This window comes from Collimonas pratensis, from assembly GCF_001584185.1.
GTDB lineage: Bacteria > Pseudomonadota > Gammaproteobacteria > Burkholderiales > Burkholderiaceae_D > Collimonas > Collimonas pratensis.
Window position 1 is genome coordinate 1,233,625 of the sequence record NZ_CP013234.1, and the last position, 24,769, is coordinate 1,258,393.

General features: G+C 58.6%; 24 protein-coding genes. 6 read left to right on the plus strand and 18 right to left on the minus strand.

Annotated elements, in window-relative coordinates:
• Positions 1–2 precede the first annotated feature (2 nt).
• On the minus strand, positions 3–767 hold the full coding sequence (locus tag CPter91_RS05575) for an MHYT domain-containing protein (RefSeq protein ID WP_061938053.1): 765 nt from the start codon (positions 765–767) through the stop codon (positions 3–5).
• Positions 768–1,191: 424 nt separating this feature from the next.
• Between CPter91_RS05575 and CPter91_RS05580 the strand changes: the two genes are divergently transcribed.
• On the plus strand, positions 1,192–3,099 hold the full coding sequence (locus CPter91_RS05580; RefSeq protein WP_061938055.1) for an ATP-binding cassette domain-containing protein: 1,908 nt from the start codon (positions 1,192–1,194) through the stop codon (positions 3,097–3,099).
• A gap of 29 nt (positions 3,100–3,128) precedes the next feature.
• Positions 3,129–3,698 (plus strand): GNAT family N-acetyltransferase, encoded by a 570-nt coding sequence (locus tag CPter91_RS05585; protein ID WP_061945873.1) that lies wholly within the window; start codon positions 3,129–3,131, stop codon positions 3,696–3,698.
• Between the two features lie 9 nt (positions 3,699–3,707).
• Here the strand turns inward: CPter91_RS05585 and CPter91_RS05590 are convergent, their stop codons facing one another.
• A complete protein-coding gene (locus CPter91_RS05590) occupies positions 3,708–4,559 on the minus strand; it encodes a SirB1 family protein (protein ID WP_061938058.1) in 852 nt (283 codons plus the stop codon).
• A 201-nt stretch (positions 4,560–4,760) separates the two neighbouring features.
• Complete coding sequence (gene murJ / locus CPter91_RS05595) at positions 4,761–6,311, minus strand: murein biosynthesis integral membrane protein MurJ (protein ID WP_061938061.1); 1,551 nt, start codon at positions 6,309–6,311, stop codon at positions 4,761–4,763.
• Positions 6,312–6,636: 325 nt separating this feature from the next.
• Here murJ and rpsT point away from each other — a divergent pair, with 325 nt between their 5' ends.
• Positions 6,637–6,906: a 30S ribosomal protein S20 gene (rpsT, locus tag CPter91_RS05600; protein ID WP_061938064.1), complete on the plus strand. Its 270-nt coding sequence runs from the start codon at positions 6,637–6,639 to the stop codon at positions 6,904–6,906.
• 157 nt (positions 6,907–7,063) lie between these two features.
• On the opposite strand, the gene CPter91_RS05605 is transcribed toward rpsT, so the two are convergent.
• From CPter91_RS05605 to CPter91_RS05615, 3 genes are all read right to left on the minus strand, one after another.
• Positions 7,064–7,519, minus strand: a complete 456-nt coding sequence (locus CPter91_RS05605) for a DUF192 domain-containing protein (protein WP_061938067.1) — start codon at positions 7,517–7,519, stop codon at positions 7,064–7,066.
• Between the two features lie 154 nt (positions 7,520–7,673).
• Positions 7,674–7,904, minus strand: coding sequence for a hypothetical protein (locus tag CPter91_RS05610; protein WP_061945875.1), 231 nt, complete (start codon positions 7,902–7,904; stop codon positions 7,674–7,676).
• Between the two features lie 154 nt (positions 7,905–8,058).
• A complete protein-coding gene (locus CPter91_RS05615; protein ID WP_061938070.1) occupies positions 8,059–8,628 on the minus strand; it encodes a pseudouridine synthase in 570 nt (189 codons plus the stop codon).
• A gap of 139 nt (positions 8,629–8,767) precedes the next feature.
• Here CPter91_RS05615 and icd point away from each other — a divergent pair, with 139 nt between their 5' ends.
• Positions 8,768–10,021 (plus strand): NADP-dependent isocitrate dehydrogenase, encoded by a 1,254-nt coding sequence (gene icd / locus CPter91_RS05620; RefSeq protein WP_061938073.1) that lies wholly within the window; start codon positions 8,768–8,770, stop codon positions 10,019–10,021.
• Positions 10,022–10,185: 164 nt separating this feature from the next.
• Here icd and cspE read toward each other — a convergent pair whose 3' ends face one another.
• Positions 10,186–10,389 (minus strand): transcription antiterminator/RNA stability regulator CspE, encoded by a 204-nt coding sequence (cspE, locus tag CPter91_RS05625; protein WP_009665919.1) that lies wholly within the window; start codon positions 10,387–10,389, stop codon positions 10,186–10,188.
• 327 nt (positions 10,390–10,716) lie between these two features.
• On the opposite strand from cspE, the gene clpS reads away from it, so the two are divergent.
• Positions 10,717–11,025 carry an ATP-dependent Clp protease adapter ClpS gene (clpS, locus tag CPter91_RS05630; protein ID WP_061938076.1) on the plus strand — a complete coding sequence of 103 codons (309 nt, stop codon included), beginning with the start codon at positions 10,717–10,719 and terminating at the stop codon, positions 11,023–11,025.
• A complete protein-coding gene (clpA, locus tag CPter91_RS05635; protein WP_061938080.1) occupies positions 11,022–13,322 on the plus strand; it encodes an ATP-dependent Clp protease ATP-binding subunit ClpA in 2,301 nt (766 codons plus the stop codon). Before clpS ends, clpA begins: the two co-directional genes overlap by 4 nt.
• A 91-nt stretch (positions 13,323–13,413) precedes the next feature.
• On the opposite strand, the gene CPter91_RS05640 is transcribed toward clpA, so the two are convergent.
• From CPter91_RS05640 to CPter91_RS05690, 11 genes are all read right to left on the minus strand, one after another.
• Complete coding sequence (locus tag CPter91_RS05640; RefSeq protein ID WP_167595131.1) at positions 13,414–14,502, minus strand: M48 family metallopeptidase; 1,089 nt, start codon at positions 14,500–14,502, stop codon at positions 13,414–13,416.
• A gap of 11 nt (positions 14,503–14,513) precedes the next feature.
• Positions 14,514–14,963: a dUTP diphosphatase gene (dut, locus tag CPter91_RS05645; RefSeq protein WP_061938086.1), complete on the minus strand. Its 450-nt coding sequence runs from the start codon at positions 14,961–14,963 to the stop codon at positions 14,514–14,516.
• A gap of 165 nt (positions 14,964–15,128) precedes the next feature.
• Positions 15,129–16,334: a bifunctional phosphopantothenoylcysteine decarboxylase/phosphopantothenate--cysteine ligase CoaBC gene (gene coaBC / locus CPter91_RS05650; protein ID WP_061938089.1), complete on the minus strand. Its 1,206-nt coding sequence runs from the start codon at positions 16,332–16,334 to the stop codon at positions 15,129–15,131.
• Between the two features lie 89 nt (positions 16,335–16,423).
• A complete protein-coding gene (lspA, locus tag CPter91_RS05655; protein WP_061938092.1) occupies positions 16,424–16,939 on the minus strand; it encodes a signal peptidase II in 516 nt (171 codons plus the stop codon).
• Between the two features lie 113 nt (positions 16,940–17,052).
• Positions 17,053–19,947, minus strand: a complete 2,895-nt coding sequence (gene ileS, locus CPter91_RS05660) for an isoleucine--tRNA ligase (RefSeq protein WP_061938095.1) — start codon at positions 19,945–19,947, stop codon at positions 17,053–17,055.
• Between the two features lie 76 nt (positions 19,948–20,023).
• On the minus strand, positions 20,024–21,022 hold the full coding sequence (locus CPter91_RS05665) for a bifunctional riboflavin kinase/FAD synthetase (RefSeq protein ID WP_061938097.1): 999 nt from the start codon (positions 21,020–21,022) through the stop codon (positions 20,024–20,026).
• Positions 21,023–21,266: 244 nt separating this feature from the next.
• On the minus strand, positions 21,267–21,725 hold the full coding sequence (locus tag CPter91_RS05670) for a YidB family protein (protein WP_061938100.1): 459 nt from the start codon (positions 21,723–21,725) through the stop codon (positions 21,267–21,269).
• 243 nt (positions 21,726–21,968) lie between these two features.
• Entirely contained in the window at positions 21,969–22,694 is a 726-nt protein-coding gene (locus tag CPter91_RS05675) for a 16S rRNA (uracil(1498)-N(3))-methyltransferase (protein WP_061938103.1), read from the minus strand.
• 33 nt (positions 22,695–22,727) lie between these two features.
• Positions 22,728–23,135 (minus strand): DUF350 domain-containing protein, encoded by a 408-nt coding sequence (locus CPter91_RS05680; protein ID WP_061938106.1) that lies wholly within the window; start codon positions 23,133–23,135, stop codon positions 22,728–22,730.
• Between the two features lie 81 nt (positions 23,136–23,216).
• Positions 23,217–24,362 carry a glutathionylspermidine synthase family protein gene (locus tag CPter91_RS05685; protein ID WP_061938109.1) on the minus strand — a complete coding sequence of 382 codons (1,146 nt, stop codon included), beginning with the start codon at positions 24,360–24,362 and terminating at the stop codon, positions 23,217–23,219.
• A gap of 2 nt (positions 24,363–24,364) precedes the next feature.
• On the minus strand, positions 24,365–24,754 hold the full coding sequence (locus tag CPter91_RS05690) for a hypothetical protein (RefSeq protein WP_150119631.1): 390 nt from the start codon (positions 24,752–24,754) through the stop codon (positions 24,365–24,367).
• Between the last annotated feature and the right edge of the window lie 15 nt (positions 24,755–24,769).

Below are 24,769 nucleotides of genomic sequence, written 5' to 3' on the forward strand. Positions count from 1 at the left end.
TCTCAGCGCAAGGTTTCGGCCAGCTTGTTGTCATCCATGCTGCGTCCAAGCACCACCCAGAAGATGCACAAGGAAAGCAAGCCGGCGACAGCATAGACCGACACATCGAGATAATTGCCGCCAATTTTCAGCGGAATCAACGGCGCGTCGGTGGTGCAGATCATGTTGGCGGCGTACATGCCGACATAATGCATGCTGCATACCGCCAGCGCCATCACCAGCGCCGCGACAATCCGGTGCAGCAGCTGGGTCAGGTTGAACGCCAGCCACAGCGCTGCGCCGGCGGCAACGACGGCGATCGCCAAGGAGATGGCGACGGTGGCGAGATTCAATGACATGGTGGCGCGCAGGTTCATGGCGTACATGCCCATGTAGTGCATCACGCACACACCGACGCCGGCCAGCAGGCTGCCGGCCAGCCAGCCGCCGGTCTTGAACTTGCCGTGGCCGCCCGCCAGGTACAGGGCAATCCCGGAAATCACGATGGCGGCCAGCAGCGAAGCCGCAGTCAGCCAGACATCGTAGGCAATCGGCACGGACAGGCGGTAAGCCTGCATGGCGAGGAAGTGCATGGACCAGATGCCGATGCCGCCCAACGAGGCCGCCGCGCAGACCGTCATGCCCAGGTCCAGCGTGCCGTTCTTGCGGAACATGGATTTGGCGCATTGCAGGGCCAGCAGCGCGCCCCAGAATGAAATCAGGTACGACAGCAACACCAGCGCAGCGTCATACCTGGGCGTCAATAACTGGCCTAGCAATGGATCCATGGTTTTCTCCCTATTTGAATGTGTGCGGCAAGCTGCGCATTGCTGCATCGCTCGCCATTGTCCGTGCAGCTATATTGTTTTTAATTTAAGTAATACGGATAGCGCATGGCCTATATCTCTAGTTGGATATATTTCCCTGCAGAAATAATATATGTCTTAAATTTCTTTTTGGCAATATGGGCAGGCGAATAATTTGGTAACGTATTGTTGACTGCTGGCGACAGCAAGATTGGCGGCGCGGCAGCGCGGGTTCCTCCCCTTGTTCTTTGTGCTGAAATACAGACGGACTAAAGGGAGGAAAGCGACAAATGTATAACCAGGCGCGCCAGTATGGGTACAATGTGCGGTTCATTCATCCAATTGACTGCATGTTGCCGGCTCCCGGCACACGACAGGTCTTTCTTTTTCTGGTCTCATCCAAATTATGGCTGTCATTTCTATCTCCAATGCGCAACTCGCATTTGGTCATGTCGCGTTGCTGGACCGCGCGGAATTCTCTCTGGAAGCAGGGGAGCGGGTCGGCCTGATCGGCCGCAACGGCACCGGCAAATCGTCGCTGCTGAAAACCATCGCCGGCGTCTCCAAATTGGATGATGGCCTGATGGTAATGCAGCAGGGGATCAAGATCGCCTATGTCGACCAGGAGCCGCATTTTGAATCCGACATGTCGGTGTTCGATGCCGTCGCTGCCGGCATGGGCGAGATGCAGGCCTTGCTCAACGAATACGATGCGCTCACCGGCCAGTTCGGCGGCGACAACGATGACGCCATCATGGAACGCATGCATGAAATCCAGAGCAAGCTGGATGCGGCCGACGCCTGGAGCCTGACCAACAAGGTCGAGACCACGCTGGACCGCCTCAACCTCGACAAGAACTTGCTGATGGGCCAGCTGTCCGGCGGTATGCAAAAGCGCGTGGCGCTGGCATGTGCCCTGGTCAGCACGCCGGACGTGCTGCTGCTGGATGAGCCGACCAACCATCTGGATTTCAGCTCCATCATGTGGCTGGAAGGTTTGCTGCGCGACTACAAGGGCAGCGTGCTGTTCATCACCCATGATCGCAGCTTCCTGGATAACGTCGCCACCCGCATCATCGAACTGGATCGCGGCCGCATCTTGTCCTTCCCGGGCAACTTCACCGCTTACCAGGTGCGCAAGGCAGAGCAGCTGGAAAACGAAGAAGTCGAGAACGCCAAGTTCGACAAATTCCTGGCGCAGGAAGAAATCTGGATCCGCAAGGGTGTACAAGCGCGCCGTACCCGCGACGAAGGCCGGGTGCGCCGGCTGGAAGCGTTGCGCATTGCGCGCAGCGTGCGGCGCGACCAGCAGGGCCAGGTTAAGCTGGATGTCTCGTCCGGCGAACGCTCCGGCAAGATCGTCGCCGAGCTGACTGCTGTCAACAAGTCCTATGGCGAACGCGCGATCGTGCGCGACTTTACCGCCACCATCCTGCGCGGCGACAAGGTTGGCCTGATCGGCCAGAACGGCGCCGGCAAGACCACCTTGCTGAAACTGATCCTGGGCGAAGACCAGCCGGACAGCGGCAGCATCAAGCAGGGTACCAAATTGCAGATCGCGTACTTCGACCAGATGCGCGCGCAGCTGAACGAAGACGCCAGCCTGGCCGACACCATCGCGCCAGGCAGCGACTGGGTCGAGATCAACGGCCAGCGCAAGCACGTGATGACCTATTTGAACGATTTCCTGTTCGCGCCGGAACGCGCGCGCTCGCCGGTCAAGTCGCTCTCCGGCGGCGAACGCAACCGTCTGCTGCTGGCGCGCCTGTTCGCCAAGCCGGCCAACGTGCTGGTGCTGGATGAACCGACCAACGACCTGGATATCGATACCCTGGAATTGCTGGAAGAACTGCTGGAAGACTATAACGGCACGGTATTCCTGGTCAGCCATGACCGCACCTTCCTCGACAATGTGGTGACCCAGGTGATCGCCGCTGAAGGCGATGGCATGTGGCGCGAATATGTCGGCGGCTACACCGATTGGGAACGTGTGCGTCCCAGCCAGTCGGCGGTGATCGCCAAGGCCAAGAGCGAAGCGAAAGCCGAAGTGAAGGCGGCCGAGCCGGCGGCACCCGTGGCCAAGCAGAAAAAGCTGAGCTACAAGGAACAGCGCGAACTGGAAGAATTGCCGCTGCTGATCGCCAAACTGGAAGCAGAGCAGAAGAGCATCACCAGTCAGCTGGAAGATCCCGATTTGTACAAGCAGAAGCCGGAGGAAGTGAAACGCCTCAACGAGCGCTTCGCGGAAATCGACGGCCTGTTGTTGGAGAGCCTGGAAAAGTGGGAAGTGATCGAGGCGCGCAGCAAAGGCTGATACAGCCATCAAGAAAGGGAATGCCGACGATGAGTGGGGAATATGTATTTCCGGTGCTTCAAACCGAGCGGCTGCTGTTGCGGGAGACGGTTGAACAAGACGCCGAAGACATCTTCGCGATTCATGGCAACCCTGAACTGATGCGCTGGTTCGGCACCGATCCGCTACCTGACCTGGCGGCGGCGCAAGGCTTGATCCGGACATTCGCCAGCTGGCGCCTGGATGAAAACCCGGGCACCCGCTGGGCAATCGAAGCCCGCCGGCAACCGGGCTTGCTGGGCACCTGCGGCTTGTTCAAATGGAACCGGGCCTGGCGCAAATGCATGGTCGGCTATGAGCTGGCGGCGCAAGCGCAGGGTCAAGGTTATATGCGGGAGACTTTGTCTGCCGTGATGAGCTGGGGGTTCGAGCACATGGCGCTGAATCGCATCGAGGCCATGGTTCACCCCGACAACCTGGCGTCGCTCAAGCTGTTGCGCCAGCTTGGCTTTGTCGATGAAGGGTGTGCGCGCCAGGCAGGATACTGGCGCGGCCAGTATCACGACATGCTGCAGCTGTCGCTGTTGCGCAGCGAGTGGCCGGCAGTGAGTGCAGCTTAAAACCCCTACTTAATTCGGGCGCCGGCTGGCTTCACGCAGGTCAATCACCTGCTGATGCAAGAGCGCCGCATCAGCGGCATGCGGCCGCTGCGCCAGATAATATTCCAGGTCTTCCAGAGCCGCTTGCGGACAATCCAGTTGCGCATAGGCCTGCCCGCGGTCGCGCCGTTCGACGGCGTCGCCCGGCAGCAGGATCAGCAGCCGCTGCTGCACTTCCAGCAGCCGTTTCCAGTGATTGCCTTGCTGGTAAATCGCTTTCAGGTTGCGCAGCACGCGCACCAGGATTTCATGCGGGTGCGCCACTTGCAGATAGCTGATCAGCGATAGCCGGCTAGAGGCTCTTTCAGCATCGTTGCTGGTCGGCAGATAAGGCTCCAGCCGTTCTTCCAGTTCTTCGCGCGACAGGCTAGTGCCGTTGGCCGGATCGATCATGATGTCGCCCGAGGGCACCGTCAGCTTCATCAGGAAGTGGCCGGGAAACGACACGCCCTGCACCGGCAGGCCGACCTGCTGCGCCAGCTCCATGTAGATCAGCGCCAGCGAAATAGGGATGCCACGCCGCTTGGCGATGACCCGGTGCAGATAGCTGTTGTCGGTATCGTAATAGTGATTGACGTTGATCGCGAATCCCAGTTCCTGGTAGAAAAAGTGATTCAGCGAGCGCAGTTTCTGGATCGCCGTGGCGTCTGCCGCCACGCGCTGGCGCAGGGTGTTGGCCAGCCGGTCCATCTCGTTTTGCGGTGCGTCGAAATCGAGCTGCGGATAGACATCCTGCGCAATCGCCAGCGCAGCCTCGAACAAGGGGACGTCGCTGGCTTGCTGCACCAGCGAGGTAAAGTATTCCAGGGATGTGATCGTCATAGCCCCTATCCTAGTGGACTGTTACAACCAAATCAAGAGCGCTTGTCACGTACATGACACGCATGGCGGCGTTGCAAATGCTCGCAATAGTCTCGCTATTGCTCCGCTGTGCGCCTTGCCCTGCGTGCCATGTACGCGCCCTTCGCTCTTGATTCGGTTGTAACAGTCCACCGGCAAACTATTTTCTCTGACGCTAACGTCCTAGCGTGCAATCCGTTTGAAATCCTGGAAACGGAATCCCATGGCCAGTAGTGCTCCGAAGTAAGTCGCGCCGCAAGCCGTCATCACGGCGAGCAGGGCGCCTATCCGCATCAGCGAGCTGGTATGCGGCCCGGTCCAGTCAAACTGCTGCGAACTCCAGAGAGCAACGCCAGCCATCAGGAACAAGGCTCCCAGCAGGCGCAGGAAGTAGCGGACCCAGCCCGCATCAGGTTTGTAGATGCCGCGCCGCATTAAACTCCACAACAGGAAGCCGGCGTTGAGGCAGGCGCCGATGCTGATCGACAGCGCCAGCCCGGCCACCGCGAAGATCGGCACGAATACATAGTTCATCAGCTGGGTGGCGATCAGGACGCCGACGGCGATCTTGACCGGGGTCCGGATATCCTGCTTGGCGTAGAAGCCCGGCGCCAGGATTTTCACCACGATCAGGCCGATCAAGCCGACGCCGTAGGCGATCAGCACCTGGCTGGTGACGGCCACCGAAGCGGCATCGAATTTACCGTGCTGGAACAGGGTGGACGTGAGCGGCACCGACAAGGTCGCCAGCCCGACCGCGGACGGCAGCGCCAGCAGGAAGGTCAGGCGCAGGCCCCAGTCCAGCAGCGAAGAATATTCGACCAGGTCTTTGTCGGCATTGGCTTTCGACAGACTGGGCAGCAATATGGTGCCCAGCGCGACGCCCAGTAAGGCAGTCGGGAATTCCATCAGGCGGTCGCCGTAGGTCAGCAGCGAGACGCTGCCGTGGCCCAGGCGCGAGGCGATATTGGTGTTGATCAGCAGGCTGATCTGCGCCGCCGAGACGGCGAAAACCGCCGGCCCCATTTTTTTCAGCACCCGCTGCACGCCGAGGTCGCGCAGGCCGGTCATCGGATTCATCGCCAGCCGCGGCAGCATGCCGACCTTGATCAGTGCCGGGATCTGGATCGCCACCTGCAAGATGCCGCCGACCAGCACGGCAAACGCCATGGCGTAGATCGGATGCTGCATGTAGGGAGCGACGAACAGCGAGGCGACGATGAAAGCCAGGTTCAGCAGGACCGAGGTGAAGGCGGGAATCTTGAACTCATGCCAAGTGTTCAGGATGCCGCCGGCCAGCGCCACGAAGGACATGAAGCCGATATAAGGAAACATGACCCGTGTCATGAAGATCGAGGCGCCCAGTACATCCTTGTTGTCACCGAGGCCGGGGGCAATGAAATACACCAGCGCCGGCGTGGCGAGGATGCCGATGATGCAGGTTAGCAACATTGCCCAAGTCAGCACGGTGGCGACATGGTCGACCAGCTGCTTGGTGGCGACTTCGCCCTTCTGGTTCTTGTATTCGCCCAGGATAGGGACGAAGGCTTGTGAAAACGCCCCTTCGGCGAAGAGCCGGCGCAACAGGTTGGGAATGCGGAAAGCGATCGCGAAAGCATCGGTATAGCCGTCGGCGCCGAAGGCGCGCGCGTAAAGAATTTCGCGAATCAGGCCTGTCACACGCGACACCATGGTCATGCCAGAGACGGTGGCAAGCGTTTTATGCAAGTTCATGGAGCGGCATTATAGCTGGAGCGGATCGCCCGCCGCAGCTTTCTCGGGAATCGGGTTTGTTGTTGTTTTGATCATATATTGCGGGGTGGCGGTTGCCGTTGTGAGATAGCAACTGTGATAGACTCCGCTCTGGAATGTTCCCGCCGTAGGCCTGATGTGAGGCGCTCATTCCGCCATGTGTGCTTTCTTGCGACAGAATTGCTTGCGATGCAAGAGGTATTTGCCTGTTTCGCAAAAACTGGTTATAATCCGTGGCTTTACAGAATTCTGCGCCGCGGTCAGGTTTGCCGCGTAAGCATTCCCGACCTCGTTTTAGGAAATATAAATGGCAAATACCGCACAAGCACGTAAGCGTGCTCGTCAAGCAGTTCAGCAAAACCTGCACAACTCCAGCCAGCGTTCGACCCTGCGTACAGCGATCAAAGCTGCTCGCAAGGCAATCGATGCCGGCGGCGACAAAGCTGCAGCAACACTGGTTCTGCAAAAATCCGTTTCGATCATCGATCGTATCGCAGACAAGAAGATCATCCACAAGAACAAGGCTGCACGCCATAAGAGCCGTCTGAACGCTGCTCTGAAAGCGCTGGCTGCTTAATTAGTATCTGCCGCCGGCATGCCGGCGGATGTTACTAGCTTGTTGCTGGATCAAGAAAAACCCTGCATAAGTCATCTTATGCAGGGTTTTTCTGTTTGATTTTCATGCTTCTGCCGGTTCGGGCAGGCGGCTGAGCCGCCGTCCCTTACTGTTCGGCTTACTGTGGCAAACCTTCGATCACGGTGCCCGGCTTGATGTTCTTTTCCTTGAACCAGCCCTTGTTCATTTCCAGCGCATACGATGCCGCGCCCTGGGCGCAATGCGAATCCAGTGTCTGCGCTTTCATTTCCTCGACATTCAGGATCGCGCCTTTCTTGTCGATGAAGGCAACCGACAGCGGGATCAGCGTGTTCTTCATCCACATGCAGATGCCTGCCGGCGTGTCGAACACGAAAACCATCCCCTCGTTGGCGCCCATGCGCTTGCGGAACATCAGGCCTTGTTCGCGCTGGTCTTCGCTGCGCGCAACTTCTGCCTTGATGACGTGGATGCCTATGTTCAGGGGAGTGGTGGGGAGTTGCGGCTGGCTTTCCTGCGCTGCGGCTGGCAGGGTGCTAATGAAGGCAAAACTTGCGGTGACTGCTGCCAGGTAGGCGGCGCGGATTTTTCTCATGTGGTAGAGCTCCTTTAGGGTAGGAGGATTATACAGAGAGCTAAATCGGCAGTGGGGTGTCGCGACAGGAGATGTATGTATCAAGACGTAAAAAAAGGCAGGACTGGCCTGCCTTTCTCTTCAAGCTAATGAAGCTGATGAAGCGCTGCCGGAATTACTTGGCAGGAGCAGCAGGAGCGTCAGCAGCTGGTGCTTCAGCTTTTTCAGCTTTGGCTTTAGTAGCTTTCTTAGCTTTCTTGACTTTGTGAGTAGTCTTCTTGGCAGCTGGAGCCGATGCTTCTGCAGCAGCGGCAGCAGGTGCTGCAGGAGCAGCTGGGGCTGCGTCAGCAGCGAATACGGAAGTAGCGAACAGGCCAGCAACCAGGGCAGCGATCAGTTTGTTCATTTTCATATCCATTCTTTAGCGAGTTAATCAATCATGATTCACTTGAATCACTGCGAATAACGAGCCCCGGAAGCGGATGGTTGACAGTCATTTTCAAATTGCGCAGATATCTGTATCAAATTGTATCAAGGCCGATCCGCATTAAAGCTCTTGCCTAGGTTTTCAAGCGGCTCAGTTCGCCCGGATCGATTTCCATCGCCTCGCCCGGCCACAGCGGATGACTCTGCAGCGACACCTGGCCGATTGCTACCCGCACCAGGCGCAGGGTCGGCAAGCCGACCGCCGCCGTCATGCGCCGCACCTGGCGGTTTTTTCCTTCGGTCAGGGTCAGCGCCAGCCAGCTGGTTGGCTTGTCATGACGCTCGCGGATCGGCGGATTGCGTGGCCACAGCCAATCCGGCGCCTCCACTTGGCGAGCCTGGCAAGGCAGGGTGACAAAATCCCCAAGGTCGACGCCGCTGCGCAAGCGCGTCAGCTGCGCAGCATCGGCGATGCCTTCGACCTGCGCCAGATAAGTCTTTGGCTGTTTCAGCGCGGGATGACTAATATTATGTTGCAGTTGGCCGTCGTCGGTCAGCAAAAGCAGGCCCTCGCTGTCTGCATCGAGGCGCCCGGCGGGGTAAATATCGGGGATATCGATATAGTCGGCGAGGGTGGGACGGCTGGGATGCGCCGAGAACTGGCACATGACTTGGAGCGGCTTATTGAATAGGATGAGGGGCATGCCGCTAGTGTCGCAAAAACATAGCGACTAGTAAAATACTAGTGCATAATAGAATACGCCTGTCTTATGTCTTATATAAGACTTACCGCGATACAGAAATCGTCCAATTGCATTTCACGTACTAATTCCGGAGATACTGATGTCTCAACATATCAAAGTGCCTGCTGAAGGCAAGAAAATCACTGTTAACGCTGACTATTCGATCAACGTCCCTGACAATCCAATCATTCCCTTCATCGAAGGCGACGGCACCGGCGTGGATATCAGCCCAGTCATGATCAAGGTAGTCGATGCCGCTGTCGCCAAGGCTTACGGCGGCAAGCGCAAGATCAGCTGGATGGAAGTGTTTGCCGGTGAAAAATCGACCAAGGTATACGGCCCCGACGTTTGGCTGCCGGAAGAAACGCTGGCCGCAGTCCGCGATTACGTAGTATCGATCAAAGGTCCGCTGACGACGCCGGTCGGCGGCGGCATCCGTTCGCTCAACGTGGCTTTGCGCCAGGAGCTGGACCTCTACGTTTGCCTGCGTCCGGTGCGTTACTTCAAGGGTGTGCCTTCGCCGGTGCGTGAGCCGGAAAAGACTGATATGGTGATTTTCCGTGAAAACTCGGAAGACATCTACGCCGGCATCGAATGGCAGGAAGGCAGCGACGGCGCCAAGAAACTGATCGAATTCCTGATCAAGGAAATGGGCGTCAAGAAGATCCGCTTCCCGAATACATCCGGCATCGGCATCAAACCGGTCTCGCGCGAAGGCACCGAGCGCCTGGTGCGCAAGGCTATCCAGTATGCGATCGATAACGACAAGCCGTCCGTGACCATTGTCCACAAGGGTAATATCATGAAGTTTACCGAAGGCGGCTTCCGCGACTGGGCTTATGCCCTGGCGCAAAAGGAATTCGGCGCCGAGCTGATCGATGGCGGTCCTTGGGCTAAATTCAAGAACCCGAAGACCGGTCGCGACATCATCGTCAAAGATTCGATCGCTGATGCATTTTTGCAACAAATCCTGTTGCGTCCGAATGAATACAGCGTGATCGCCACGCTCAACCTGAACGGCGACTATATTTCCGACGCGCTGGCAGCGCAAGTCGGCGGCATCGGCATCGCGCCGGGCGCCAACCTGTCAGATTCGGTGGCGATGTTCGAAGCAACCCATGGCACCGCGCCGAAATACGCCGGCAAGGACTATGTCAACCCGGGTTCGCTGATTCTGTCGGCGGAAATGATGCTGCGCCACATGGGCTGGGTGGAAGCGGCCGACCTGATCATCGCCTCCATGCAGAAATCGATCACCTCGAAAAAGGTCACTTACGACTTTGCCCGCTTGATGGAAGGGGCGACCCAGGTTTCTTGCTCGGGCTTCGGCGAAGTCCTGATCGAAAACATGTAAGTCTGCGTGACTGCACAAAAAAAGCCGGAATCCGTTCCGGCTTTTTTACGTCCGCTGCTTAGTTAGCGCTTAGTTGGCGTTTAGTTAGCGCTACCGGAGAGCCATAAAAAAACCTCACCGCAGTGAGGTTTTTCACAAAAACTGCCAATATCGCAAAAACGATATTACGGAGCCTGGATGTTAGAAGCTTGCTTGCCTTTAGGGCCTTGCGTGACTTCGAACTGGACTTTTTGACCTTCTTTGAGGGTCTTGAAGCCGTTCATCTGGATTGCGGAAAAGTGTGCAAACAAATCTTCACCGCCGTCATCCGGAGTGATAAAGCCGAAGCCCTTAGAATCGTTGAACCACTTGACTGTACCTGTTGCCATAAAATAGCGTCTTTCAAATAATAACAATCACACGAGCCGTAAAAGCAAGAAGCTTCGCGTAACGCTGCCCCTTCTAGAACTTGCTCACTTCTATTAATAAGCGGAAACATGCTCACCAATGAATGTCATTCTTTGCGCAAAAAATAAAAAAGTCAAGTAATTTCCAATATGCAATTAAATTTCAGAAATCGATGCTTTTTCTGCTCTTGATTTAATCTGTTCCAACGTCATCTGCATAGCAATCGGAAAACGCGTAATATCGATATAAACGTTATTTTATTCAGTGTGGCGCGTTGCGCATTTGCAGGAAGGTTTTAGAATAGGCGCATGGTAACCAAGCATGAAGACGGGACAGTAGCGACGCGACAAGAGCAGAAGCTCAAGCCGCCACCCATGTATCAGGTATTTTTACTGAATGACGACTACACTCCAATGGAGTTCGTGGTTGCCATCCTGCAGGAATACTTCCAAAAGGATCGTGAAGCCGCAACCCAGATTATGTTGAAAGTGCATCGCGATGGCAAAGGCATGTGTGGTGTGTATCCTAAAGATATTGCATCCACAAAAGTTGAACTGGTATTAACGCACGCACGCAAAGCGGGGCATCCCCTGCAATGCATGATGGAGGAAGCATGATTGCGCAGGAACTGGAAGTAAGTTTGCACATGGCGTTTGTCGAGGCACGGCAAGCAAGGCACGAGTTCATCACCGTGGAACATCTGCTGCTGGCCTTGCTCGACAATCCGTCGGCAGCGGAGGTGCTGCGCGCATGCGCCGTCAACATCGATGACATGCGCAAGACGCTGACCATCTTCATCGGCGACAACACGCCGACGGTGCCTGGTTCGAATGAAGTGGATACCCAGCCTACCCTGGGCTTCCAGCGCGTCATCCAGCGCGCCATCATGCATGTGCAATCGGCTTCCAACGGCAAGAAGGAAGTCACCGGCGCCAATGTGCTGGTGGCGATCTTCGGCGAGAAGGATTCGCATGCGGTGTATTACCTGCACCAGCAAGGCGTGACCCGTCTCGACGTCGTCAACTTCATTTCGCATGGCGTGCGCAAGGATCAGCAAGCCGACACCCAGAAATCGTCGGAAGGCGCGGAAGAAGTGCAAGCCGAAGGCCAGGCCAAGGAAAGCCCGCTCGACCAGTTCACCCAAAACCTGAACAAGCTGGCCACCGAAGGCAAGATCGATCCGCTGATCGGCCGCGAGTATGAGGTCGAGCGTGTGATCCAGACCTTGTGCCGCCGCCGCAAGAACAATCCCTTGCTGGTCGGCGAAGCCGGCGTCGGCAAGACCGCGATTGCCGAGGGATTGGCATGGCGTATCACGCAAGGCGAGGTTCCCGAGATCTTGCAGAATGCCATCGTCTATTCGCTCGACATGGGTTCGCTGCTGGCCGGCACCAAGTATCGCGGCGATTTCGAGCAGCGCCTGAAAGCGGTGCTCAAGCAACTGAAAGACAGCCCGCACGGCATCCTGTTCATCGATGAGATCCACACCATCATCGGTGCCGGCTCGGCTTCCGGCGGCACGCTGGATGCATCCAATCTGCTGAAACCGGCTTTGTCGAGCGGCCAGCTGAAGTGCATCGGCGCCACCACCTACACCGAATTCCGCGGCGTGTTCGAGAAAGACCACGCGCTGTCGCGGCGCTTCCAGAAGATCGACGTCAACGAACCGACGGTCGAGCAGACCGTGCAGATCCTGCGCGGCCTGAAGTCGCGCTTTGAAGAGCATCACGGCGTCAAGTATTCGGCTTCCGCCCTGACCAGTGCGGCAGAACTGGCGGCGCGTTTCATCAACGATCGCCATCTGCCGGACAAGGCTATCGACGTCATCGACGAAGCGGGTGCGGCGCAACGCATCCTGCCGAAGTCGAAGCAAAAGAAAACCATCGGCAAAGGCGAGATCGAAGACATCATCGCCAAGATTGCGCGGATTCCGCCGCAATCGGTCAACCAGGATGACCGCAGCAAGCTGCAGACCATAGACCGCGATTTGCGCAATGTGGTGTTTGGCCAGGATCCGGCCATCGATGCCTTGGCGTCGGCAATCAAGATGGCGCGTGCCGGGCTCGGCAAGACCGACCGCCCGATCGGCTCCTTCCTGTTCTCCGGTCCGACCGGGGTCGGCAAGACCGAAGTGGCGAAGCAGCTGGCGTTCATCCTTGGCATCGACCTGATCCGTTTCGACATGTCGGAATACATGGAGCGCCATGCGGTCAGCCGCCTGATCGGCGCGCCGCCGGGCTATGTCGGTTTCGACCAGGGCGGTCTGCTGACCGAAGCCGTAACCAAGAAGCCGCATGCCGTGCTGCTGCTGGATGAAATCGAAAAAGCCCATCCGGACATTTTCAACATCCTGTTGCAAGTGATGGATCACGGTGCATTGACTGACAACAACGGCCGCAAGGCGGACTTCCGCAATGTGATCATCATCATGACCACCAATGCCGGTGCGGAAAGCCTGCAGAAGCGTTCGATCGGCTTCACCGACAAGAAGGAAGCCGGCGACGAGATGGCGGATATCAAGCGCATGTTTACGCCTGAGTTCCGCAACCGCATCGACTCCATCATCAGCTTCCGCGCACTCGATGAAGAAGTCATCCTGCGCGTGGTCGACAAGTTCCTGATGCAGCTGGAAGAACAGTTGCACGAGAAAAAAGTGGAAGCGGTGTTTACCGAGAACTTGCGGAAATTCCTGGCCAAGAAGGGTTTCGATCCATTGATGGGCGCGCGGCCGATGTCGCGCCTGATCCAGGACATGATACGCAAGGCGCTGGCCGACGAACTGTTGTTCGGCAAGCTGGTGACCGGTGGCCGCGTGACCGTGGATCTCGACGACAAGGAACAGATCAGCCTCGACTTTGCCGAGAAAGACAGCTCCACGCCGTCTGCTCCCGAGGAAACGGTGGAAGTGGAGTAAGCCTTCCCTGACCTGAGTCAGCGGCAGTAAAGCAAAAAGCCTGAACCATGCAAGTGATTCAGGCTTTTTTATCGCCGGGTGCAAATTCTGCTTACGGCTGGATGACAGCGCCGCTGGCCTGTTTCGCCTGGATGTCCGCCACGGCTTGCTGGATCGCGCTGATGCGATAGTCGGTGGCGGGGTGGATCGCGGTATAGCCGTTCAGGACTGTCGCCGGATACTGGGTCGCCAGCCGTTGCCAGAAGGCTGCTGCGTTGTCGACCTTGTAGCCGGCGCGCGCCACCATGTACAGCGACAGTTTGTCGGCAGCCACGTCCAGCTGCTGCGGATAGGGCTTGACGCCGGCCGCGCCGCTCAGCGAGGTGGTGTCGGGACGCAGGCGGATCAGGTTGTCGATGACGCCGGTCATGGTCGCCGTGTTGCGCTGGCGTGAAGCATGGGTCAGCGAGTTGTGCGCCATTTCCTTGGCGATCACCAGCGCCAGTTCGTCGTCGTTCTGGGTAAATTTCATCATGCCGGCGCTGACCAGCACGCGGCGGCCGTCGGCATAGCTGATCACATTGTCGGTGTTGCCGAGTTCGATGCCGAAGGCGCAGGCACGGGTCAGCGGCACGTTCATGGTCTGGTTGCCGCCGTTACGGGCAACCGTGACCTTGATATTGTTGCGGCCGTTGACCAGCGGGCCAAGCATCAGCGCGGTCTGGCGTTCCGCATCGGCGCCAACCGGCACCGGCTTGTCCTGTATCGCCACCAGCAAGTCGCCGCGCTGCAGGCCGACTTTGGCGGCGCCGCTGCCGGCCAGCACGCCGGTGATCTGCAACTGGTCGGTCAAGCCGAGAGAGGAAGCCGCGGCGATGAATTCCGCGGTAAAGGAGTATTTGGTTTTTGCAGTAAAACCAAGCAGGTTGCGCGCATTGTTCCGGCACAACAGCGCATTATTTACCAGCAAGGGCGCTGCAACGTCGTACAGCCGGTCTTGCAGGGCAATCAAGGATTTCAGTTCAGCCTGTTGCGGCGGCACTACCACTGCGGCCGGCGGCGGCGTCACCGGGGTCGCCGGTTTCACGATGCCGGGCGGGATGGTTTCCGTGGTGCTGCAGGCCGCCAGCAATACCAGCGGCAAAGTCACCGCGGCATAGCGTTTGAAGCCATGCCATGCGGGAGCGTTGGTCAATCTCATTATTTTCTCCATCAATGTTTTCCGGTGCTGCCAAAGCCGCCTGCGCCGCGTTCGCTGCTCTCGAAATCGGCTACGACATTAAAACGGACACGCGCTACCGGCACAATCACCAGCTGCGCCAGCCGTTCCATGGGATTAAGGGTAAATTCGGTCTGCCCGCGGTTCCAGGTGGATACCATCAGCTGACCCTGGTAATCAGAGTCGATCAGGCCCACCAGGTTCCCCAGCACGATGCCATGTTTGTGGCCAAGGCCGCTGCGTGGCAGGATCATGGCGGCGTAGGCCGGATCGCCGATGTGAATCGCCAGGCCGGTCGGAATCAGATGGGTTTCGCCGGGTTTGATCGTCAGCGGCGCGTCCAGGCAGGCGCGCAGGTCCAGGCCGGCACTGCCTTCGGTGGCGTAGGCTGGCAGTTGGTCTTGCATGCGCGGGTCGAGAATTTTGACGTCGATGTTATTCATGGAATTTGGTAACAATCTGTAAAGTAAAAATAAAGCGGCAAGCTGAGCAAATGAAAAAGCGGGACAGGAACTTGTCCGCCAAGTGCTTGCATGTAAAGCCGATTCTGGTTTTTGCTGCGCGGCGCCGGTAAACAATCGGCGTCGCGCGGATGCTAAAGATGCAGTCTATTTGCCGAGACGGGTTGCGATGGCGGCGATCAGCTGGCGCGCCAGTTCCTGCTTGCCGGCACGCGCCAGTTCAGTATGTCCGCCCGCGTCAAACAATACCAGTTGATTATCGTCTTTGCCAAAAGTGTCATGGCCGATATTCCCGACCAGCAGCGGCACATTTTTCCGGATGCGCTTGGCCTCGCCATATTGCAGCAGGTTCTCCGATTCGGCGGCAAAGCCGACACAGTACGGTGGTTTTGGCAGCGCCGCAACTGTTGCCAGAATATCGGGGTTTTGCTCGAACACCAGTTGCGGGGCGCTGCCGTCGGCATTCTTCTTCAATTTCTGGCTGCTGGCATTGGCTACGCGCCAGTCTGCCACCGCCGCCACGGCGACGAAAATATCGGTGCCGCTTTGTGCCGCCATTTGCGCCATCACGATGTCATGCATTTGCTGTGCGGTCTGGATGCCGATGCGGCGTACGCCATACGGCGTGGCGAGCGCGGTCGGGCCGGATACCAGCGTCACTTCGGCGCCGGCTTCGTAAGCTGCGCGCGCTACGGCATAACCCATTTTGCCGGAGGACAGGTTGGTGATGCCGCGCACAGGGTCGATCGGCTCGAAAGTCGGGCCGGCAGTGACCAGCACGCGCTTGCCTTTGAGGAGTTTGGGCTGGAACGCGGCGATCACTTCCGCCAGCAGCTCATGGGCTTCCAGCATGCGGCCCATGCCGACTTCGCCGCAAGCCTGTTCGCCGGCGTCGGGGCCGAGCAGCTGGATGCCGTCTGCCTGCAGTTGCGCCAGGTTGCGCTGAGTGGCCGGGTTCTGCCACATCTCGACGTTCATGGCGGGCGCCACCAGCAGCGGCACGGTGGCGGGACGGGCGACGCACAGAGTCGACAACAAGTCGTCGCAAGCGCCATGCGCCAGCTTGAAAATGAAATCGGCGGAGCAGGGCACGATGACGATGGCGTCGGCGTCGCGCGTCAGGTCGATATGCGGCATGTTATTACCGATGCGGGCGTCCCACTGGTCGGTAAACACCGTCTTGCCGGACAAGCCCTGCATGGTGACCGGGGTAATGAAGTGGGTTGCCGCCGCCGTCATCACTACCTGCACCGAGGCGCCGGCCTTGATCAGCGCGCGCGTGAATTCGGCCGCCTTGTAGCAGGCGATGCCGCCGGTCAGCCCCAGCACGATTTTTTTGCCAGCGAGATCCATGTCAGCTCCTGGAGTCATACGTCAATTATCTGCTTGTTTGCTTACTTACTTGCTTACTTACTTACTTGCTTACTTACTTGCTCACTTGCTTACTTATTGTTTACGCGGCGCAATTCATCAATCACGAACAATACCGCACCGACGCAGATCGCGCTATCGGCGATATTGAAAGCCGGCCAGTGCCAGTTGCGCACATAGATGTCGAGAAAGTCGATTACGTGGCCGTAGGCGATACGGTCAATCACGTTGCCGATGGCGCCGCCCAGGATCAGCGCCAGCGCGGTGCAGAACATGCGCTGGCCGGCATGCCGCTTCAGCAAGAAGGTAATGAACAGCGCGGCGGCAATGCCGAGCGCGGTGAACAGGTAGCGCTGCCAGCCGGATTCGGTCGACAGAAAACTGAAGGCGGCGCCCTTGTTATACACCAGCACCAGGTTGAAGAAAGACGTGACCGCCAGCGATTCGCCATAGCTGAACAGGCGCACGATGGTGATCTTGGTCAGCTGGTCGAGCACCAGCACCAGCGCGGCGATCGCCAGCCATGGCGCCAGGCCGTATTTCGAAGAGGTGGTGGAGATAGGTGAGGAGCGTTTTTTGGTAGCCATGGGGAATTTGTCAGTTTTCAGCAATGTGGCGGTAAAGTGCGCAGCTCACAGGATCGCAGGACGATCGCTGTGAGCCGCGCAGGATTGATGCAATCAGGCTAACTCATCATGGTTCAGGCGACATGCCGCTGTTCGCCCTTGCCAAACAGGTTGGCGACGCAGCGTCCGCACAGGCCCGGATGTTCAGGATGACTGCCGACATCGGCGCGGTAGTGCCAGCAACGCTCGCATTTTTGCTGGGTCGACGGTGTCACCAGGATCGCTTCTTCTGCTTCGCTGGCGACTTCGGAAACGCTGGCGCTGGAAGTGATCAGCACAAACTTGAGGTCGTCGCCGAGGCTGGTCAGCAGCGCGTACTTGGCCGCCGTAGCTTTGATCTCGACTTCCGCCTGCAAGGAGGAGCCGATGCCGCCGGCGACCCGTACTTCTTCCAGCTGCTTGGTGACGTCGGCGCGCACTGCGCGCACGGCATTGAATTTTTCGATCAGGGCCGCGGCGCCGTCGATTTCCGGCAGCGTGTAATAGGTCTGCGTGAAAATGGTTTCATCGCTGGCGGCGAATGCTTCCGGGCTGGCGAAGAAGGACCAGGCTTCTTCCGCCGTGAACGACAGCGTTGGCGCCATCACTCGCAGCAGCGCCTGAGTGATATGCCAGATCGCGGTCTGCGCCGAACGTCGTGCAGCTGAGCTGACGCCGCTGGTGTACAGACGATCCTTGAGGATATCCAGGTAGAATCCGCCCAAGTCTTCCGAGCAGTACATCTGCAGTTTCGAGATCACCGGATGGAATTCGTAAGTCTCGTAATGATTCAGGATATCGGCCTGCAGCTGCGCCATGCTGGCGATCGCATAGCGGTCGATTTCCAGCAGCTCGGCGATCGGCACCGCATCGGTCGCCGGATTGAAGTCCGAGGTATTCGCCAGCAGGAAACGCAGGGTGTTGCGGATGCGGCGATACGATTCCGTCACGCGCTTCAAGATCTCTTCCGAGATAGTGATTTCGCCGGAATAATCGCTGGAAGCAACCCACAGGCGCAGGATTTCCGCGCCCAGCGAGTCCGCCACTTTTTGCGGTTCGACGCCGTTCTTCAGCGATTTCGACATCTTGCGGCCTTCGCCATCCACCACGAAACCGTGCGTCAGCAGGGCGTTGTAGGGCGCGCGGCCGTTCAGCATGGCCGAGGTCAGCAAGGACGAATGGAACCAGCCGCGGTGCTGGTCCGAACCTTCCAGGTAGAGGTCGGCCGGGAATTGTAGCTGGCTGGCGTGCGAGCCGCGCAGCACGGTCTGGTGGGTCGAACCGGAGTCGAACCAGACGTCCAGCGTGTCCTTGTTCTTGACGTAGTTGTCGGCGTCGTCGCCCAGTAGTTCCTTAGGATCCAGTGCCTGCCATGCTTCGATGCCGTGCTGTTCGACGCGCTGGGCGATCTGCTCCAGCAGTTCCGGCGTGCGCGGATGCAGCTGGCCGCTTTCCTTGTGCACGAAGAATGCCATCGGCACGCCCCATTGGCGCTGGCGGGACAAGGTCCAGTCAGGACGGTTGGCGATCATGCCATGCAGGCGCGCCTTGCCCCAGCTCGGGAAAAACGCGGTGTCGTCGATCGCTTGCAGCGCGGTGGCGCGCAGGCTGGCGTGGCCATCGGTCGGCAGGTTGTCCATGCTGGCGAACCACTGCGAAGTGGCGCGATAGATGATCGGCGACTTATGGCGCCAGCAATGCATGTAGCTGTGGTCGAACATGACCAGCTTGAACAGCGCACCGGCTTCTTCCAACTTGCTGCAGATCGGCTTCGAGGCTTCCCAGATGGTCATGCCGGCAAAGAACGGCAGCCAGGAGGCAAACTTGCCATCACCCATGACCGGGCTGATGATGTCGTCGTCCTTCATGCCGTGCGCTTTGCAGGAGATAAAGTCTTCGATGCCGTAGGCGGGCGCCGAGTGCACGATACCGGTGCCGCTGTCGGTCGTCACGTAGTCACCCAGGTAGACCGGCGACAAACGATCATAGCCCGGATCGGTAGCGGCCAACGGGTGCTTGAAATTGATCAGCGACAGCGCTTCGCCCTTGCAAGTGGCGATGACAGTGCCTTCCAGGCCGAAACGCTGCAGCGAATCCGCCACCAGGTCCTGCGCCAGGATCAGCAGCAGCGGCTCGCCGTTGCGCACCGTCTGCACCAGCGCGTAGTCGACTTCCGGATGGACGTTGAGCGCCTGGTTGGACGGGATGGTCCATGGCGTCGTGGTCCAGATCACCACATAACCCTTGTCGGTCGGCAGCGCCGGCAGGCCGAAGGCCGTAGCCAGCTTGGCCGGTTCGGCAAATGGGAAGCCGACGTCGATCGACGGGTCGCGCTTGTCTTGGTATTCCACTTCCGCTTCCGCCAGCGCCGAGCCGCAGTCGAAACACCAGTTGACCGGCTTTAGGCCGCGGTACACATAGCCTTTTTCCAGGATGGTGCCGAGCGCGCGCAACTCATCGGCTTCGTTGCCGAAGGCCATGGTCAGGTAAGGATTGTCCCATTCGCCCAGCACGCCGAGACGGATGAAGTCTTTGCGCTGCAGGTCGATCTGTTCGTTGGCGTAGGCACGTGCCTTGGACTGTACTTCCGCCACCGGCAGGTTCTTGCCGTACTTCTTTTCGATCTGGATTTCGATCGGCATGCCATGGCAATCCCAGCCCGGCACGTAAGGCGCATCGAAGCCGGCCATGTTGCGGGCCTTGACGATCATGTCCTTGAGGATCTTGTTGACGGCGTGGCCGAGGTGGATCTCGCCATTGGCATACGGCGGGCCGTCATGCAGGATGAATTTCGGCCGGCCCTTGGACGCCTTGCGGATCCGTTCGTAGACTTTCTTTTCCTGCCATTGCTTGACCCATTGCGGCTCGCGCTTGGCGAGATCGCCGCGCATGGGGAATGGCGTCTCGGTCATGTTGACCGGGTATTTACTCTGCGGCTTAGCTTGCTTGGCCGGCTTGGTGTTCTCTGGTTTGCTGGTCTGGTCGGACATAATTTTCTTTAATGGAATTCAGTGGGGCCTGCTAGGGCAGGCATAACGCAAGCAGCGATAAGTGTCGAAGGCAGCGTCAAATTCGATCGGTAGCCGCAGTCGGCGCACGCGAGGCGACGGCGGTTGTACTCTCATGCTGGCGGAAATACGCCCGCGCATTGTCGACGTCGCGCTCGATGGCTGCGGTCAGGGTCGGCAGGTCGACATATTTTTCTTCGTCGCGCAGTTTCTGCAAAAATTCGACCTGGATCAGCTTGCCGTAGCAATCGCCGCTGAAATCGAGCAGATAGCTCTCCAGTAGCACTCGGCCGCTGTCATCGACGGTAGGACGCACGCCGATGCTGGCGACGGCCGGCAAAGGCTGTTCCGCCAGGCCATGCACTTTCACCACGAAAATCCCCGACAGCGCCGGCAGCTTGTGGCTGACGCGCAGGTTCAGGGTAGGGAAGCCGATCGTGCGGCCAAGCTTCTTGCCATGCACCACGTGACCCGAGATCGCATACGGATGGCCCAGCAGCGCCCGCGCATGGACAAAATCGCCGGCCGCCAGCGCAGCTCTCACGGCCGATGAAGAAACCCGTGCGCCTTGATTCATCACGGTCGGCAAGGTTTCAACTTGGAAGCCGTATTTCTTGCCGGCTTCGATTAGGGTATCGATATTGCCGGCGCGGCGCGAACCGAAGCAGAAATCTTCGCCCACCATCAGCCATTTCACGTGCAAGCCCTCGACCAGCACTTTTTCGATGAAGTCCTGCGGCGACATGGCGGCGAAACTGGCGTTGAAGTGTTCGACGATGACGCGGTCGATGCCGGCTTGGGACAGCGATTGCAGCTTGTCGCGCAGGTTGGCGACGCGGGTCGGCATATTGCCCGGCTGGCCGGCACGCTGTGCAAAGAACTCGCGCGGGTGTGGTTCGAATGTCATCACCGCCGCATCCAGCCCCAGTTCGGTGGCTGCCTTGCGGACGTGCGCGAGCAGCACCTGATGGCCGCGATGAACGCCATCGAAGTTGCCGATAGTGAGCGCGCAAGGGGCGCGCGATTCGGCGTTGGGAAGTCCGCGAAATACCTTCATTGAAGTGACCGGAATATTTGTTGCAAAACCTTGGATTATAAATGCTTTCGGGAGCTTACCCGCGCCAGGAAGATGATCTGGGCCCGATTGCACGATTTAAAATTGGCAAAATGGCTATTTTTACAGCGTTTACCGCATTGCGCCATTTTTACATAAGGATGGCGTGCGGGGTTGGATTCTGGCCGCCCATAAAAAAATCGCTCCGAAGAGCGATTTTTATCAAGCGATAAAGCTTTCAGGCAGATCAGGCCTGCTTGTTGCCGCCCAGCAGTCCGCCCAGCAAGCCGCCCAGGTCGAGGCCGCCGGCGCCGGCTGCGGGAGCCTGGCCATTCGGCGTCAGCTTGTCGACCAGGCCTGGCAGGATTTCCGACAGATGGCCGGCTGCTTCTGTTGGTGAAATGCCGGCTGCTGTCGCCAGTTCTTGCAGGTGGCCGTTGCCCAGCGCCTGTTGTACCTGATCCGGCGAAATCGCCTGATTCTGGCCGTTGCCGATCCACGACTGCACAACCGAGCCCAGGCCCGCACCTTCGAGTGCGCTGAGGAGGCCGCCGCCGGCGCCCGCAGTCTGGCCTGCGCCTGCGCCGCCGCTTTGCAGCGCCTTCAGCAGCAATGGCACCGCAGCTGCGATCAACATGGCTTTCGGATCATTCGATTGCTGCTGGCCGCCACCGAGGATGCCGCCTAACGAATCCAATAGTCCCATAATATTCTCCTGAGTAAATAATGCGATAAGCCGAGAAGGCTGTTTTCCAGCTTGTGGAAAACACAAGCTGGCTATAAAGCAAATAAGCAGAGTGATACTACAACGAGGCAAGAAATTTGAGTAGCTGGACAAAGAAAACGATTGTGTCTTGGCATCCATTTTCATTTTAGCCAGAGTTTTTATCTTTGCTTAGATCAATTTGTAGCAACCATAGAAAAGCCGTGCCTGCGGGCCCTGCTGCCCCTACATTTCACCCCAGATCGCATTGATCGCCGCCAGCGCCGCCAGGCCGGCAGTTTCGGTGCGCAGGATCCGTGGTCCCATCGACAACATCAGCGCCCCCTGGCTGCAGGCCAGGTTCTCCTCCGCTTCAGTGAAGCCGCCTTCCGGGCCGATCAGCAGCGCCAGCGCCTGCGGCGGCTGATGGCGGGCCCAGTCGGACAGCGATTGCTCGCCGCGTGGCGACAGCAGGATGCGCTTATGCAGGTCTTGCTGCTGCGCCCAGTCGTTGAAAGGACTGAGGGTGGACAGGGTAGGCAGGCGATTGCGTCCGCTTTGTTCGGCAGCAGCGACAATCACTGCTTGCCAGTGGCTCTGCTTTTTCTCGGCGCGCTCGCTGTTGAGGCGCACCACGCAGCGCTGCGCCGCCAGCGGCTGGATCGCGGCGACGCCCAGCTCGACGGCTTTTTCGATGATCCAGTCCAGCTTGGAGGATTCCGGCAGCGCCTGCGCCAGCGTGATGGCGTACGGCAGTTCGGCCTCGCGCGGGGAAAAAGTCTTGATCTCGACGCTGACGCGCTTTTTTTCGATGCTGCTGATGGTGGCGGTGTATTCGCCGCCGGCGCCGTTGAACAGCGTGATGGGCGCGGCCGGCCCCAGGCGCAGCACCAGCAGATGATGGGCGACCGCATCCGGCAGCGCCAGCAACTGGCCGATTTCGAGTGGACTTGAGACGTAAAAACGCGGCATGTAGGAAGGTTTCTTTAATTTCTTTAGTTAATATTAATAAGTCATGCAGGCGGCATTCAAGATGCCCAGCCCAAGGCTGACTGTACCAAGAAAGAGGCCGGATGCGATCTTGTTTTCAGGAATATCCGCCACCAGCGTCGGCAGCAGCAGCCTGACAATCAGGAAAGCCAGCAGTTGCACCACCAGCGCCACTACACCCCACACCAGCATGTCGAGCAGGTTGATGCTGTTCGAAATGGCCGATGCCAGCGGTACGATATAGCCGAGCAGGGCGCCTGCCAGGCTGGCGGCTGCGGCGTTATTGCCGGCGCGGATCAAGGCCAGTTCATGATAGGGCGTCATAAAAATATACACCACGAAAAAGACGCCGACCAGCAGCAGCGCCAGGCCAAAGTGGGACAGGAAGGCCGGCAGGCCGACGGGGAGAAAGGCTAGGTTCATAGGATCAATGCTCCTGGTAACGAGGGTGGATATGCTGTGTAGCGCTGATTGAATCTGATCGGATCGCGGATAGATGCTTAATCAATCGACAAAATAGTGCGGGATGAAGCGGCTGGTGTCCTTGGTGATCAGCGAGACGTCTTCGCGGAGGCCGATGCCGGCCGGCGCATCGCCCACTACCCACGAGCCGATCGAGGTGTAGGCCGGGGTGATGCCGTCGTCGAATTTCGGCTGCGGCGCAAACGCCTGGTAGATATAGCCTTCGGCGCCATACTGCCCGGGTTGATGATGGACTTCGCCGCCGGCATAAATCGTGATGTTTTCGCCTTCGCGCGAATACAGCGGCTTCTTGACGAAATCGCCGCTGATGCGCCAGGCATCGAAAAACGCCGGCAGCAGATTGGGATGTCCTGGAAACAGTTCCCACAGCACGGGCAGGATAGCCTTGTTCGACAGCACCATCTTCCAGGCCGGCTCGACCAGGCGCAGCGGCCGCGCCAGCAGATGCTCGGCAAACGCTTCGCGGCACAGCCATTCCCAGGGATAGAGCTTGAACAGGTTGGCTATCTTGCTGTCGTGGTCGTCGACGAATTCCGTGTGCTGCGCATCCCAGCCGATGTTCTCGATCGCCAGCTGCTTGGTGGCGAAGCCGGCCTGGACCGCGGTGTCGCGGAGATAGGCCAGGTTGCCTTCGTCTTCTTCATGGCCGCCGATGCAGGCAAAATGCAGCAGGCCTTTGCATTGATGGTTGCTGGCCAGGGTTTGCCACTGGGCGATCAGTTTTTCATGCAGCGAGTTGAACTGGTCTGCCTGCGGAAAAACGTCCTGCAGCCAGTACCATTGCGCCACGCTGGATTCCACCAGGCCGGTCGGCGTATCGGCGTTATATTCCAGCATCTTGGGCGCGCCCTGGCCGTTCCAGGACAGGTCGAAGCGACCGTAAAGCGAAAATTCCTTGTCGCGCCAGCTTTCTTCCACCAGCGCCCAGAACGGTTGCGGAATGGCGAACTGCGCCAGGCGCTCCTTGGCGATCACGTGCTCGACCGCCTGCAGCGCCATCTGGTGCAATTCGCTGGTGGCGTCTTCCAGGGTATCGATCTGTGCCGTGGTAAAGCGGTAGGCGTAGCGCTCATCCCAGTACAGATCGTCGATCGAATGATAGGTAAAACCGAGCGCTTCGAATTGTTCTTGCCAGTTGGCGCGCGGCGTCAGGCTTTCGCGGATCATGCTTAACCGCCGGCCGAGGAAATGTGGGCGCCGCCAAAACCGCCGCGCGATACGCTGCGGGCCACCGAGTGGTTGCTCTCGCCGCCGGCGAAGCCGAGGCTGCTGCCGCCGCTACGGACGCTGCGCTGGGCGCCGGCGCGATCGTCGGCATCGTAGCTCGGGCCGTAATAGCGGCCGAAGTAAGCACCGCCGTGGCCACCACCTGAGCCGCCATTCGAGCTGTTGTTTGAGTTGATCCCTGTCGCCGGCTGACACAGTTCCGGCCGCTCCCAGTCTTTCCTGCAATCTTCCTGGCTGGCATATTCGTCGCGCGCCTGGCGCGGGGTGCATCCTGCCAGCAAGGTCGACGCCGCTAGCACCAGCGGCACGGCGCGGCTCTTCCTGGATGACAATGGGGAGGATTCCAG

Bases quoted from the DNA above. Each gene is read 5' to 3' on its own strand.
- CPter91_RS05590 (WP_061938058.1), bottom strand. From the start codon at position 4,559: ATGACGATCACATCCCTGGAATACTTTACCTCGCTGGTGCAGCAAGCC.
- CPter91_RS05670 (WP_061938100.1), bottom strand. From the start codon at position 21,725: ATGGGACTATTGGATTCGTTAGGCGGCATCCTCGGTGGCGGCCAGCAG.
- CPter91_RS05575 (WP_061938053.1), bottom strand. From the start codon at position 767: ATGGATCCATTGCTAGGCCAGTTATTGACGCCCAGGTATGACGCTGCG.
- murJ (WP_061938061.1), bottom strand. From the start codon at position 6,311: ATGAACTTGCATAAAACGCTTGCCACCGTCTCTGGCATGACCATGGTG.
- CPter91_RS05610 (WP_061945875.1), bottom strand. From the start codon at position 7,904: ATGAACAAACTGATCGCTGCCCTGGTTGCTGGCCTGTTCGCTACTTCC.
- CPter91_RS05605 (WP_061938067.1), bottom strand. From the start codon at position 7,519: ATGAGAAAAATCCGCGCCGCCTACCTGGCAGCAGTCACCGCAAGTTTT.
- CPter91_RS05585 (WP_061945873.1), top strand. From the start codon at position 3,129: ATGAGTGGGGAATATGTATTTCCGGTGCTTCAAACCGAGCGGCTGCTG.
- dut (WP_061938086.1), bottom strand. From the start codon at position 14,963: ATGAATAACATCGACGTCAAAATTCTCGACCCGCGCATGCAAGACCAA.
- rpsT (WP_061938064.1), top strand. From the start codon at position 6,637: ATGGCAAATACCGCACAAGCACGTAAGCGTGCTCGTCAAGCAGTTCAG.
- CPter91_RS05680 (WP_061938106.1), bottom strand. From the start codon at position 23,135: ATGAACCTAGCCTTTCTCCCCGTCGGCCTGCCGGCCTTCCTGTCCCAC.
- CPter91_RS05640 (WP_167595131.1), bottom strand. From the start codon at position 14,502: ATGAGATTGACCAACGCTCCCGCATGGCATGGCTTCAAACGCTATGCC.
- icd (WP_061938073.1), top strand. From the start codon at position 8,768: ATGTCTCAACATATCAAAGTGCCTGCTGAAGGCAAGAAAATCACTGTT.
- clpS (WP_061938076.1), top strand. From the start codon at position 10,717: ATGGTAACCAAGCATGAAGACGGGACAGTAGCGACGCGACAAGAGCAG.
- ileS (WP_061938095.1), bottom strand. From the start codon at position 19,947: ATGTCCGACCAGACCAGCAAACCAGAGAACACCAAGCCGGCCAAGCAA.
- CPter91_RS05675 (WP_061938103.1), bottom strand. From the start codon at position 22,694: ATGCCGCGTTTTTACGTCTCAAGTCCACTCGAAATCGGCCAGTTGCTG.
- lspA (WP_061938092.1), bottom strand. From the start codon at position 16,939: ATGGCTACCAAAAAACGCTCCTCACCTATCTCCACCACCTCTTCGAAA.
- CPter91_RS05665 (WP_061938097.1), bottom strand. From the start codon at position 21,022: ATGAAGGTATTTCGCGGACTTCCCAACGCCGAATCGCGCGCCCCTTGC.
- cspE (WP_009665919.1), bottom strand. From the start codon at position 10,389: ATGGCAACAGGTACAGTCAAGTGGTTCAACGATTCTAAGGGCTTCGGC.
- CPter91_RS05615 (WP_061938070.1), bottom strand. From the start codon at position 8,628: ATGCCCCTCATCCTATTCAATAAGCCGCTCCAAGTCATGTGCCAGTTC.
- CPter91_RS05580 (WP_061938055.1), top strand. From the start codon at position 1,192: ATGGCTGTCATTTCTATCTCCAATGCGCAACTCGCATTTGGTCATGTC.
- CPter91_RS05685 (WP_061938109.1), bottom strand. From the start codon at position 24,362: ATGATCCGCGAAAGCCTGACGCCGCGCGCCAACTGGCAAGAACAATTC.
- clpA (WP_061938080.1), top strand. From the start codon at position 11,022: ATGATTGCGCAGGAACTGGAAGTAAGTTTGCACATGGCGTTTGTCGAG.
- coaBC (WP_061938089.1), bottom strand. From the start codon at position 16,334: ATGGATCTCGCTGGCAAAAAAATCGTGCTGGGGCTGACCGGCGGCATC.